The sequence below is a fragment of the Xanthomonas sp. AM6 genome (genome assembly GCF_025665335.1).
Lineage (GTDB): Bacteria > Pseudomonadota > Gammaproteobacteria > Xanthomonadales > Xanthomonadaceae > Xanthomonas_A.
In genome coordinates, this window is the sequence record NZ_CP106869.1 from 653,365 (window position 1) to 665,258 (window position 11,894).

An 11,894-nucleotide genomic window follows, 5' to 3' on the forward strand; every position below is an offset into this window, starting at 1 on the left:
CGCTGCGCCGGCTGCGGCCGGCACGCCATTGGCCGCGCCCGCACGAGTTCGCCGGCGCGGCGGTTGCCGCTACCAGCGCAGCCGCCGCCGCGCCAGCGCCCGGCTGAGCTGCAGGTAGACCGCCTGCGCTTCGGCCTCGGGCAACAGCCGAATCCGCAGCGCTGGCGCACCGCTGCCGATGCCGGCGCCGGCGGTGTCCAGCCACAGCGTCGCGGTGCCGCAGCAGCGGTCCAGCGGCGAGCGGGTCAGCTGCAGCGCCTGCAGCTTGTCGATCTCGGCCAGCCGCCACCAGCGCGTCCACCAGCCGCCGCGCACCGCCACGTAGCGATCGTCCAGCGCATAGCCCATGCGCTGCGCCTGGCGCCAGGCCTTGAACGCCGACCACGGCAGCCACAGCAGCGCCAGCGCGGCCCAGGCGCCGAACGCCCGCCACAGCCCGGCGCAGGCCAGCGGCACCAGGCACGCCGCCGGCAGGCACAGCCGCCACCAGCCGCGCGTGGCGATCGCCTGCCATTGCGGCGGCGGCCAGGCGATCTGCGGCAGCAGCCGGTGCAGCAGCGCATCGCAGGCGGCCGGGGTCGCCAGCGGCGCCAGTTCCTTCAGCGCGCGGCCGTGCTCGCCATGCGCCTCCATCACCGCGGTGTCGATGTGCAGGCTGCGCCGCCGCAGCAGGCGGTGCAGCACGCCTTCCTGCAGGGTCCAGGCCTGGATGCGGCGCCGCGCCACGCTGGTGCGCAGCCGCGCCAGCAGGCCGCGCTCCACGGTCAGCCGGCGCTCGCTCTCGCTGAGCCGGAAGCCGTGGTACTGCAGCAGCGCCAGCGCCATCGACAGCACGCGCATGATCAGCAGCAGCGTCGCCAGCATCAGCGCCAGGGTCACCGCGCCGGCCATCCAGCCCAGGTGCAGGTGGCTGGCGTAGCCGAACAGCTGCCGCCCGTAGTGCTCGATCGCATTGGAGACCATGCGTTCGGGGAACAGCTGGTAGGTGGCGCCGAACGCGGCCGCCACCACCACCATGCCGCGGTTGGAGATCAGGCCCTGGCGCAGCACTTCGGAGGTGGGCAGCGCCAGCAGCACGTCGCTGGCCGGCGCGGCATCGGCGGCCGCGGCGCCGGCCTGCACGCGATGGCGGATCTGCCGCTCCAGGGCCAGCGCCTGGTCCAGCCGCAGCACCCGCATCTCCGCTTCCGGCTTGGCACCGCCGGCCGATTCCAGGCGCACCTCGGCCACGCCGAACAGGCGGTGCAGCAGCGACTGGTGCACCACCACGTTGTGGATGCGCGCGAACGGGATCTCGCGCAGGCTGCGTTGCAGCCAGCCGCTGCGGATGCTCAGGCTGTCGCGGCCGATCCGGTAGTGGTAGGTGAGGTAGCGCAGCAGCGACACGGCGATCAGCGCGCTGCCCGCGGCCAGCATCATCAGCTGGTCGATGTGGTCGTTGCGCCCGTCGCGGCCGCCGAACACCGCCAGCACCAGCAGCGGCAGCAGGAACTGCTTGAGGTGCTGCAGCAGCACGAACAGCCACGACCACGGATGCAGGCGCCGGACCGCGATGTCCTCGGCGTCCACGGCGGTGCTCACAGCGCGTCGTCGTCGTGGTCGAGCTGGTGCGCCAGACGCTCGCGCAGGCGCTCGGCATCGGCCTGGTCCAGGCCCGGCACCGCCACCGCGTTGTGGCGGGTGCCGGCGGTGTGCACCACCAGCGTGGACAGGCGCGCGGCGCGCTCCAGCGGACCGTGGCGCAGGTCCAGGTGCTGCACGCGCGAGATCGGGATGCGCGCTTCGCTCTGCCACCAGCGCCCGCGGCGCAGCGCCAGGCCCTGCGCATCGAGCCGCCAGCGGATCAGGCGGTGGCGCTTGAACGCCACCCAGCCGCCGCCCAGCGCACCCAGCGCGGCCGCCGCCGCGCCCAGCGGCAGCGCCTGCGCGCTGCGCAGGCCGAGGCCGGCGATGGCCGCGCCGATCAGGATGCACACGGCGAGCATGCTGCCGCCGCCGAGCGCGGCCAGCCAGGCGCCGCGCACCGGCAGCGGCTGCCAGCCGTCGTCGGCCGGGCCCGCGGCGGCCGATGGCGCATCGGCGCCAAGCGTGGCGGCGGAGGAATCCAGGAGCGGCGGTACGGTCACGGCGGGCTTCTCGAAGCGAGGGGCGGCATGGCGTGCGCGCCGGCAGACCCGGATCGTAACGCGAGCGGCGCCTGGCTGCGCTGCCATCGGCATGCGGCGCCGTGCCGGCACGCTGGTGGCGCATCGCAGGCGCGGCGCCGGGCCTGCTTGGGCGCGCCTCGCCGCCGCTCGGGCGCTGCCCGTCGCTGCGGATCGCCGGGAGCTGCGGCTCAGCGCACGGCGCGGATCAGCGCGTCCACGTCCAGCGCATGGCCGGCGCGGCTGGCCTTGGTGCGCAGGTAGCCTTCGTTCTCGGCGGTGATCGTGCCGGTGACCGGGATGCGTTCGACCACCTCGATCCCGGCCGCGCGCAGGCGCTCGGCCTTGGACGGATTGTTGGTCAGCAGGCGCACGCGCTGGATGCCGAGCCCGCGCAGCATCGCCACCGCGCTGCCGTAGCGGCGCTCGTCGGCGCCGAAACCCAGCTGCGCGTCGGCGTCGATGGTGTCCAGGCCGTCGTGCTGGTAGCCGTAGGCGCGCATCTTGGTGGCGATGCCGGTGCCGCGGCCTTCCTGGTCCAGGTACAGCAGCACGCCGCCGCCGAGCTCCTTGAGCTTGGCCAGGCCGTGCCGCAGCTGGTCGCCGCAGTCGCACTTCAGCGAGCCGAACAGGTCGCCGGTGAGGCAGGAGGAGTGCACCCGCACCGGCACCGGCGCGGACAGGTCGGGCTGGCCGATCAGGATCGCGACCTGGTCGCGCTGCGCCACGCCGCCGCGGAACACCGCGAACTCGCTGTCGCCCAGGTCGCGCAGCGGCACCCGGGTGCGGGTCACCAGTTCGTAGTTGCCGGCGGCGCTCATCGCGCAGCCGTGCTCCAGGTCGTCCAGCTGCAGCGACTGGCAGCCCTGGAAGGCGCTGGTGTCCGCGCCCAGGTCCACCGCGATCATCGCCGGCAGCAGCAGGCCCAGGCGCGCGATCTCCACCGCGCCGGCGTCCAGCGCATCGCCCGGCAGCCACTGCGCCGGCACCGGGCCGTCGCGCAGGTAGGCCAGCGCCGCCAGCGCGTCGTAGGACTGGCCGGCGAGGGCGATGCGCGCGCCCTGCGGCGCGGCCAGGCCCAGCACCTGCGCGCGCGGCGGGGTCAGGAACAGGTAGTGCCGCTGCGCCGCCGCCTGCGCGAAGCTCTGGTAGGACTGCGCGGTGCTGCTGTCCAGCGCCAGCACCGCCCGCGCATGGCCGTGGCGGTCCTCGATGACCACCGGACGGCCGGCACGCAGCTCCGAGGCCGCGCGCTCGCTGCGGATCGCGGCCGGGTCGCCGAAGGCATGCACGGAGGTGGGGGCGGGGCTGGTCATGCACGACTCCAGATGGGGGAACTGCCGCGCCGCTTCAAGGCCGGCGCCCGGCCTCGTCGGCGCGCGGGCGCGCGGGGCGATGCCGGGCCGCCCATTGTCGCGTGGTTTGGCCGCATCGCCAGCACCGGGCGCTGGAACGCACTGTGCGCCGCTGCGCTCGCACCCCTGCGACCGCCCCGCCGATCGCGGTGCGGCGCCGGGCATGGTCAACCGCGGCCATTTCATTTCTACTACGCCGGTATCGTTTCGGGACCCCCGCATGCACCTCGTCGAATGCACAGAACAGCGCCACGCCGCCGCGATCCTGGAGATCTTCAACGAGGCCATCGTCCACTCCACCGCCCTGTACGACTACCGGCCGCGCCCGTCGGAGAGCATGGTCGGCTGGTTCGCGGCCAAGCGCGCCGGCGGCTTCCCGGTGATCGGGGTCGAGGACGCGGCCGGCAGCCTGCTCGGCTTCGCCAGCTACGGCACCTTCCGCGCCTGGCCGGCGTTCAAGTACAGCGTCGAGCATTCGGTCTACGTGCACCGCGACCACCGCGGCAAGGGCCTGGGGCGGCGCCTGCTGCTGGCGCTGGTGGAGGCGGCGCAGGCGCGCGGCGTGCACGTGCTGGTGGGCGGCATCGACGCCAGCAACGCCGGCAGCATCGCGCTGCACGAACAACTGGGTTTCGTGCATGCCGGCACCGTGCGCGAGGCCGGCTTCAAGTTCGGGCGCTGGCTGGACCTGGCCTTCTACCAGCGCATTCTGGCCAGCCCGGCGGATCCGCACGACGACTGAGCGGTGCCGGGAAAGGCGGGCATTCGCCATGTCGCCGCAATGTCGTGTCGTGGGCGAGCAGGCAGGAGCAGCGGCACGAAACGAGCCGGTGCCGCCGTCGGGCGGTGAATTCGGCCCCGCCACACGCGCGACGCGGTTGCCGCCGGTGGAGCGCTAGTGCGGGTGCCTGGCCGTGGCGTAGGGATTGGGTTCGGCCGGGTCCGGACGCAGCGTGTAGCGCTTGTAGGTCCACTGGTATTGCGCCGGGTCGCGGCGCGCCACCCGCTCCACGCCTTCGTTCAGCGCAGTGGCGGCGCGCAGCGGATCCGGGTCGGCGATCGCCTCCGGCGCCGGCCGGACCTGTAGCGCGAACTCCAGGTCGTTGCCGACGCGCTCGCACCAGGCGAACAGCACGATCGCGCCGGTGCGCTCGGCCAGCCGGTTGACCAGGGTCATGGTCAGCGCCGGCACGCCGAAGAACGGCGCGAACACGCCGTCGCCGGCCTTGGGCTGCTGGTCGGGCAGGATGCCGACCGCGCCGCCGTCCTTGAGCACCTTGAACAGCTGCCGCACCGCCGGGCCCTCGGCGCGCACCTGGCGCACGTTGTCGCCGCTGCGCACCTTCTGCAGGAAGGCGTCGCCGACGTCGGAGGCCGGCGCGCGGTAGACGATGGCGATGTCCCCGCGCGAGGCCAGCCACTGGTTGAGCAGCTCCCAGTTGCCGAAGTGCGGCGCGGCCACGATCACCCCGCGCCCGGAGGCCAGCGCGGCGTCGTACAGCTCCTGGCCGTGGCGCTGGCGCAGCCGCGCCAGGTTCTGCGCCGGCGGCCGGGTCCACAGCACCAGGGTCTCGAACGCCTGCCGCGCGGTGGAGCGCAGCACGTCGCGGTGCAGCGCGACGCGCTCGCTGGGCAGCAGCTCGGGGTAGGCCAGTTCCAGGTTGCGGCGGGTGACCCGGCTCTCGCGCGCGTCCTGGCGCAGCCACAGCCACGCCAGGCCGTCGGCCAGGCGCCGCAGCCACGGCCAGGGCAGGCGTGCCACGGCGGCGGCGCAGCGGTACAGCACGGTAGCGAGCGTTGTGGGTTTCATCGCCCCAGTTTATCCGCTGCGCCGAGCGCGCCCCACGCGGGCGCCGGCCCAGCGCCCGAACCCCGTCACGGATCGGGCCGGTGGCAGCACCGCCCGGCTTCCGCCCGCCGCCATCCCTCGGCATGATGCGGCGAGAACGGCAGCGATTCGCCGGATGCTTCGAGTCCCGAGTCCCAATCCCCAATCCCCAATCCCAGCCCCCATGCTCTCCCTGATCCAACGCGTCACCCAGGCCTCGGTCAGCGTCGACGGCCATGTCGTCGGCCGCATCGGCCCCGGCCTGCTGGCGCTGGTCGCGGTGGAGCCGGGCGACGACGAGGCCAGGTTCCAGCGCATGGCCGAGCGCCTGCTGGGCTACCGGGTGTTCGCCGACGCCGCCGGGCGCATGAACCGCTCGCTGCGCGACACCGGCGGCGGCCTGCTGCTGGTCAGCCAGTTCACCCTGGCCGCGGATACCGGCTCGGGAATGCGGCCCAGCTTCACCACCGCCGCGCCGCCGCTCGAGGCTGAACGCGGCTTCAACCGATTGCTGGAAATCTGCCGGGAACGTCACCCGCCGGGGGTGGAAAGCGGGCGCTTCGGTGCCCATATGATCGTCAGCCTGGTCAACGACGGCCCGGTCACCTTCCTGCTCCGGCCTTAATCCGGGGCGCTCCTGGCGGAGCGGTTCATGCTCCTCGTCCGGCAAGCGGCGGTCCGGGCTGTTATAATGCTAGGTTCACTCATTCATCTACCTGCCGGTGGCGCGAGCACTCATGGCCAACGAACGTCCTGCCCAGCAATCCGACATCAAGCAACTGATCAGCAAGGGCCTGGAACAGGGCTATCTGACCTACGCCGAAGTCAACGACCACCTCCCCGACGACCTGGTCGATCCCGAACAGATCGAAGACATCATCGGCATGATCAACGGCATGGGCATCGATGTCCATGAAGTCGCCCCCGACGCCGAGACCCTGCTGCTCAACGACGGCAACACCGGCAACCGCGAAGTCGACGACACCGCGGCCGAAGAAGCCGCCGCGGCGCTGACCGCGCTCGATACCGAAGGCGGCCGTACCACCGACCCGGTGCGCATGTACATGCGCGAGATGGGCACGGTGGAACTGCTGACCCGCGAAGGCGAAATCGCCATCGCCAAGCGCATCGAGGAAGGCCTCAGCCAGGTCCAGGCCGCGCTGGGCGCGTTCCCGCTGGCGGTGGAGACCCTGCTCGAGGACTACGAGCAGCACAAGGAAGGCAAGAAGCGCCTGGCCGAGATCGTGGTCGGCTTCAACGACCTGATCGAGGAAGAGCCGGCGCCGGTCGTGGTCGCCAGCGACGACGACAGCGCCGCCGATGCCGATGCCGACGATGACGACGAGGAAGTCGAAGCCGCCGAGGAAGAGGCCGGCCCGACCGGTCCGGATCCGGCCGAGGTCGCGCGGCGCATGGAGGTGCTGGCCACCGAGTACGCCAAGTTCAAGAAGGCGCACGCCAAGAATGGCGCCGAGCACAAGCTGGTCACCAAGCTGCGCAACGACATCGCCGAGGTGTTCGTCACCTTGAAGCTGCCGCTGCCGCTGACCGACGTGCTGGTGCGCAAGCTGCGCGACACCATGGCCCAGGTCAAGGACCACGAGCGCCGCGTGCTGCACCTGGCCACCCACGTGGCGCGCATGCCGCGCAAGGATTTCATCCGCTCCTGGGAAGGCAACCAGACCAACGTGGCCTGGGTCGACGACGCGCTGAAGCGCAAGCAGAAGTGGTCCTCGGCGCTGCGCGACGTCAAGGACCAGATCGTCGCCGAGCAGGAAGCCACCGTGGCGGTGGAGCAGGCGACCTACCTGAGCCTGGCCGAGCTGAAGGAAATCAGCCGGGCGATGGCCTACGGCGAAGCCAAGGCGCGCAAGGCCAAGAAGGAAATGGTCGAGGCCAACCTGCGCCTGGTGATCTCCATCGCCAAGAAGTACACCAACCGCGGCCTGCAGTTCCTGGACCTGATCCAGGAAGGCAACATCGGCCTGATGAAGGCGGTGGACAAGTTCGAATACCGCCGCGGCTACAAGTTCTCCACGTATGCGACCTGGTGGATCCGCCAGGCCATCACCCGTTCGATCGCCGACCAGGCGCGCACCATCCGCATCCCGGTGCACATGATCGAGACGATCAACAAGTTGAACCGCATTTCCCGGCAGATGCTCCAGCAGTACGGCCGCGAGGCCACCCCGGAGGAGCTGGCCAAGGAAATGGACATGCCGGAGGACAAGATCCGCAAGGTGATGAAGATCGCCAAGGAGCCGATCTCGATGGAAACCCCGATCGGCGATGACGAGGATTCGCATCTGGGCGACTTCATCGAGGACACCAACGTGGAGTCCCCGATCGAGAACACCACCAACATCAACCTGTCCGAGACCGTGCGCGACGTGTTGGCCGGCCTCACCCCGCGGGAAGCCAAGGTGCTGCGCATGCGCTTCGGCATCGACATGAACACCGACCACACCCTCGAGGAAGTCGGCAAGCAGTTCGACGTCACCCGCGAGCGGATCCGCCAGATAGAGGCCAAGGCGTTGCGCAAGCTGCGTCACCCGAGCCGCTCGGAGCAGCTGCGCAGCTTCCTCGACATCGACTGATCGAGCGCGCTTCGCGGCCACGAAAAAGCCCCGCCATGTGCGGGGCTTTTTTGTGGATGGAGAGCTGCGCCGTTCGCCATATCGAACGGCTCCGCGTGCGCCCCTGTAGGAGCGGCTTCAGCCGCGACCGGGCGTTACCGGTAAGACCCGGTCGCGGCTGAAGCCGCTCCTGCAGGAGGCGGAGGCACCGGATCGCCGGAGCCCCGCGTGTACGCCTACGCGAACGCCCGGCTGCCGCGCATCACCGCCAGCACGTCGTGGCAGGCGCCCATCGTGTGGTAGTCGGTCTTGCCGGCCGGGCTCTTCTCGTCGCTGTAGCTGCGGTTGTCGCGGCTGAGGATGCGGAACCAGGCGCCGTAGCGGTGGTCGACCAGGTGCTCCCACGCGTACGCCCACAGCGTGTCGTAGGCGCCGCGGTAACTCGCATCGCCGGTCGCGGCCAGCAGCCGCGCGGCGGCGGCGATCGCTTCGGCCTGCACCCAGAAATACTTGTCGTCGTCGCAGAAGTAGGTCGGCGCCTGCGCCACGTCGGGCACGCCGACGACCGGCGCAGCTTCCGTGCCGGAGGCGAAGCCGTAGACGATGCCGCCGTGCTGCGCGTCCCAGCCGTGCGCCAGCGCGGTGTCGAACAGGTGCCGCGCGGTCGGCAGCAGCCACTCCGGCGCAGCGCCGGAGGCGGCCTGCAGATGCCCGTGCAGCAGCACCAGCAGCTTCGACCATTCGACCTGGTGGCCGGGCTGGAAGCCCCACGGCCGGAACAGGTGCTTGGGGTTGTCGCGGTTGTAGTCCCAGTCCACCTGCCAGTTGGCGTCGTAGTGTTCCCACACCAGGCCGCCGGCCAGCGCCGCCTGGCGGCGGGTGATGTGGTCGGCCAGCAGCAGCGCGCGCTGCAGGTAGCGCGCCTGGCCGCTGGCCTCGTACGCGGCGATCAGCGCCTCGCACAGGTGCATGTTGGCGTTCTGCCCGCGGTAGCTGGAGAACTGCCACTCGGGCGTGGCCTCGTCGCGGTACAGGCCGGCGGCGGCGTCCCAGTAGCGGGTTTCCAGCAGGTGCCAGGTCTCTTCCATCCACGCGTCGGTGTCCAGGCCGGCCTTCTTCGCGGTGGCATAGGCCAGCAGCACGAACGCGGCGCCGTAGGCGTGCTGGGTACGGTCCTCGGCGACGCCGTCGCGCAGGGTCCACACGTAGCCGCCGCTGGCCGCGTCGCGGTGTACCTCGCGCAGGTAGCGCAGGCCGTGGCGCGCGGCATCCAGGTACTCGGCGGCCAGCGGCGAATCGGCGAATTCGATGGCCGCCATCGCGTAGTTGAAGACGAAGCGGGTGCTGCTGACCAGGTGGCGGTGGCCGGCGTCGTACACGCTGCCGTCGTCGCGGAAGTAGTGGAAGAAGCCGCCGGCCGGATCGATCGCGCGCGGGTGGTAGAAGGCCATGGTGTCGGCGATGTGCGCGCGCAGCACGGCGGCGTCGGCGAAGTCGGGCAGGGGCGTGGCAGGCAGGTTCATGCGGTCGCTGGGAGCCAGATGGTGGGGAAGGGGAAGAACAGCCGAGCGCGGGCCGGCGGCAACGCGCCGCCGCGCCCGTGTGGTGGGTCAATGCATCGCGCGCGCCGCCGGCGTGGCGCCCGGCGCGTCGGCCGGCAGGGTGGCCGACAGCCGCGAGCCGCGCAGGCCGTACCAGAGGATGTAGGCGTAGCACAGCAGCGGGATCACGAAGGCGTGCTGGATGCCGATCACGTCGGCCAGCGCGCCCTGCGCCAGCGGCACCAGCGCGCCGCCGACGATGCCCATGATCAGCAGGCTCGAGGCCTTGCTGGTCAGCGGGCCGAGGCGTTCGATCGCCACGGTGAAGATGGTCGGGAACATGATCGAGTTGAACAGGCCGATCGCGATCACGCTCCACATCGCCACGTGGCCGGTGCTGATCATGGTGACGATCAGCAGCAGCGAGGCGACGCCGGCGAAGGCGGCCAGCAGCTTGCGCGCCGGGATCACCTGCAGCAGCGCGGCGCCGGCGAAGCGGCCGACCATCGCGCCGCCCCAGTAGAACGACAGGTAGCGGCTGGCGGTGGCCTCGGTCAGGCCGCCGGTGGTGGGGCCGGAGATGTAGTTGATCAGGAAGCTGCCGATCGACACTTCCGCGCCGACGTACATGAAGATCGCGACCACGCCCCACAGCAGGTGCGAATGGCGCAGCGCGTCGCCGAAGCTGTGGTGCGACTCGGCGCTGGCTTCGCCGTCGTCGCGCAGCGACGGGATGCGCATCACCAGCACGAACACCGCCAGCAGCAACAGGCCGCCGGCCAGCATCAGGTACGGAATCTCCACCGAGCGCGCCTGCTCGATGCGGTAGGCCGACAACTGCTCGGCGTTCATCGCCGCCAACTGGTCCGCACCGAGCACCACCCCGGCCAGGATCAGCGGGCCGATCAGCCACGGGAACACGGTGGTGCCCAGCGAGTTCAGCGCCTGCGCGAAGTTCAGCCGGCTCGGCGCGGTGGCCGGGTTGCCGATCAGGCTGATGTACGGATTGGCCGCCACCTGCAGCAGGGTGATGCCGCTGGCCAGCACGAACAGCGCGGTCAGGAACAGCGGGTACGACGGCAGCCGCGCGGCCGGGTAGAACATCGCCGCGCCGATCGCCGCGATCACCAAGCCGATGACGATGCTGGCCTTGTAGCCGACCCGCGCCACCACCGCACCGGCCGGCAGCGACATCAGGAAGTACGCGCCGAAGAAGGTGAACTGGATCAGCATCGACTGCGCGTAGTTCATCTGGAACACGGCTTTCAAATGCGGGATCAGCACATCGTTGAGGCTGGTCAGGCCGCCCCAGGTGAAGAAGATCATGCTGACCACCGCGATGGCGGCAGTGTTGGACAGCGGACGACGGCTCATGCAGCGACTCCGGGAACGGGCGATAGGGCGACACGGCTGCTGGCACGCAGGCACAACCGGGACGGGGCGATGGTAAGCGCAGGCAGCGCCCGTTGCTGGCGCAAGGCGTCCAGCACCAGTTGCGCGGCCTGCATGCCGCGCTCGCGCGGGGCGACGGCGACGGTGGACAGCGGCGGGGTGGCGACGGCGGCTTCGGCGATGTCGTCGAAGCCGATCAGCGCGTAGTCGCGGCCGGCGTGGCGGCCGCGTTCGGCCAGGCCGCTGGCCAGGCCCAGCGCGACCACGTCGTTGTAGCAGACCAGCGCGGTCGGCAGCGGGTCGCGCGCGCACAGCGCGCCGGCCTGGCGCGCCGCTTCCAGCCGGGTCGGCGCGCATTCGATCAGCCAGTCCGGATCGGCGGCGATGCCGGCGGCGGCGAGCGCGTCGCGGTAGCCGGCGCGGCGCTCGGCGCAGGAACTGGACTGGCGGTGCCCGCCGAAGAAGGCGATCGTGCGGTGGCCCAGCGCCAGCAGGTGCTCGGTGGCCAGGCGCGCGCCGCGGCGGTTGTCCAGCGCCAGCAGCGGCCAGTCGCCGTCCAGCGCGCGGTTGAACAGCAGCACCGGCAGCCGCGTGCCCAGCAGCTGGCGCAGCCGCGCCGCGTCGGTGTGCTCGGTCGGCGAGAGGATCATCGCCGCCGGCTGGTGCTCGATCAGCGAGGCCAGCACGGTGTGCTGGCGCTCCGGCGATTCGCCGGTGCTGCCCATCAGCATCACGTAGCCGGCCTCGGCCAGCGCCGCATCCACGCCGCCGGCGAATTCGGCGAAGAACGGATTGGCCAGGTCGTTGACCACCAGCGCCACCGCGTTGGAGGCGCGCCCGCGCAGGCTGGCCGCGCCGCGGTGGTAGACGTAGCCCTGCCGGGCGATCTCCGCCGCCACCCGCGCGCGCGTGTCCGCATGCACCAGCGGGCTGTTGCGCAGCACCAGCGACACGGTCGCCCGCGACACGCCGCAGGCGGCGGCGATGTCGGACACGGTGACGCGTTTGTCGGCGGGGGACGACGGCACGGCGATTAGACCGGTTCAAAAGGCCGCCCA

At 71.5% G+C, this 11,894-nt stretch carries 10 protein-coding genes; 3 read left to right on the top strand and 7 right to left on the bottom strand.

What is annotated here, in order from left to right:
- Positions 1-69 precede the first annotated feature (69 nt).
- The 3 genes from OCJ37_RS02820 to ribA form a co-directional block, all read right to left on the bottom strand.
- Positions 70-1,581: a PH domain-containing protein gene (locus tag OCJ37_RS02820; RefSeq protein ID WP_263112199.1), complete on the bottom strand. Its 1,512-nt coding sequence runs from the start codon at positions 1,579-1,581 to the stop codon at positions 70-72.
- On the bottom strand, positions 1,578-2,030 hold the full coding sequence (locus OCJ37_RS02825) for a PH domain-containing protein (RefSeq protein ID WP_263113554.1): 453 nt from the start codon (positions 2,028-2,030) through the stop codon (positions 1,578-1,580). The genes OCJ37_RS02820 and OCJ37_RS02825 overlap by 4 nt, the downstream gene beginning before the upstream one ends.
- Before the next feature lie 305 nt (positions 2,031-2,335).
- Complete coding sequence (ribA, locus tag OCJ37_RS02830) at positions 2,336-3,460, bottom strand: GTP cyclohydrolase II RibA (RefSeq protein ID WP_263112200.1); 1,125 nt, start codon at positions 3,458-3,460, stop codon at positions 2,336-2,338.
- A 259-nt stretch (positions 3,461-3,719) separates the two neighbouring features.
- Between ribA and OCJ37_RS02835 the strand changes: the two genes are divergently transcribed.
- Positions 3,720-4,241, top strand: a complete 522-nt coding sequence (locus tag OCJ37_RS02835; protein WP_263112201.1) for a GNAT family N-acetyltransferase — start codon at positions 3,720-3,722, stop codon at positions 4,239-4,241.
- Positions 4,242-4,394: 153 nt separating this feature from the next.
- Here the strand turns inward: OCJ37_RS02835 and OCJ37_RS02840 are convergent, their stop codons facing one another.
- Entirely contained in the window at positions 4,395-5,309 is a 915-nt protein-coding gene (locus OCJ37_RS02840; RefSeq protein WP_263112202.1) for a lauroyl acyltransferase, read from the bottom strand.
- Positions 5,310-5,511: 202 nt separating this feature from the next.
- On the opposite strand from OCJ37_RS02840, the gene dtd reads away from it, so the two are divergent.
- Entirely contained in the window at positions 5,512-5,952 is a 441-nt protein-coding gene (gene dtd, locus OCJ37_RS02845) for a D-aminoacyl-tRNA deacylase (RefSeq protein WP_263112203.1), read from the top strand.
- Between the two features lie 112 nt (positions 5,953-6,064).
- Positions 6,065-7,924 carry an RNA polymerase sigma factor RpoD gene (gene rpoD / locus OCJ37_RS02850; RefSeq protein ID WP_263112204.1) on the top strand — a complete coding sequence of 620 codons (1,860 nt, stop codon included), beginning with the start codon at positions 6,065-6,067 and terminating at the stop codon, positions 7,922-7,924.
- A gap of 215 nt (positions 7,925-8,139) precedes the next feature.
- Here the strand turns inward: rpoD and OCJ37_RS02855 are convergent, their stop codons facing one another.
- From OCJ37_RS02855 to OCJ37_RS02865, 3 genes are all read right to left on the bottom strand, one after another.
- Positions 8,140-9,426, bottom strand: a complete 1,287-nt coding sequence (locus OCJ37_RS02855; RefSeq protein WP_263112205.1) for an AGE family epimerase/isomerase — start codon at positions 9,424-9,426, stop codon at positions 8,140-8,142.
- A gap of 87 nt (positions 9,427-9,513) precedes the next feature.
- The gene (locus tag OCJ37_RS02860; protein WP_263112206.1) at positions 9,514-10,818 is read right to left on the bottom strand and encodes a sugar MFS transporter; all 1,305 of its coding nucleotides are present in this window, start codon (positions 10,816-10,818) and stop codon (positions 9,514-9,516) included.
- Positions 10,815-11,864, bottom strand: a complete 1,050-nt coding sequence (locus OCJ37_RS02865) for a LacI family DNA-binding transcriptional regulator (protein ID WP_263112207.1) — start codon at positions 11,862-11,864, stop codon at positions 10,815-10,817. Before OCJ37_RS02865 ends, OCJ37_RS02860 begins: the two co-directional genes overlap by 4 nt.
- Positions 11,865-11,894 lie beyond the last annotated feature (30 nt).

What these genes read in the sequence shown, in the direction of transcription:
- rpoD (WP_263112204.1), top strand. Translation starts at nt 6,065, where the DNA reads ATGGCCAACGAACGTCCTGCCCAGCAATCCGACATCAAGCAACTGATC.
- ribA (WP_263112200.1), bottom strand. Translation starts at nt 3,460, where the DNA reads ATGACCAGCCCCGCCCCCACCTCCGTGCATGCCTTCGGCGACCCGGCC.
- OCJ37_RS02840 (WP_263112202.1), bottom strand. Translation starts at nt 5,309, where the DNA reads ATGAAACCCACAACGCTCGCTACCGTGCTGTACCGCTGCGCCGCCGCC.
- OCJ37_RS02855 (WP_263112205.1), bottom strand. Translation starts at nt 9,426, where the DNA reads ATGAACCTGCCTGCCACGCCCCTGCCCGACTTCGCCGACGCCGCCGTG.
- OCJ37_RS02860 (WP_263112206.1), bottom strand. Translation starts at nt 10,818, where the DNA reads ATGAGCCGTCGTCCGCTGTCCAACACTGCCGCCATCGCGGTGGTCAGC.
- dtd (WP_263112203.1), top strand. Translation starts at nt 5,512, where the DNA reads ATGCTCTCCCTGATCCAACGCGTCACCCAGGCCTCGGTCAGCGTCGAC.
- OCJ37_RS02835 (WP_263112201.1), top strand. Translation starts at nt 3,720, where the DNA reads ATGCACCTCGTCGAATGCACAGAACAGCGCCACGCCGCCGCGATCCTG.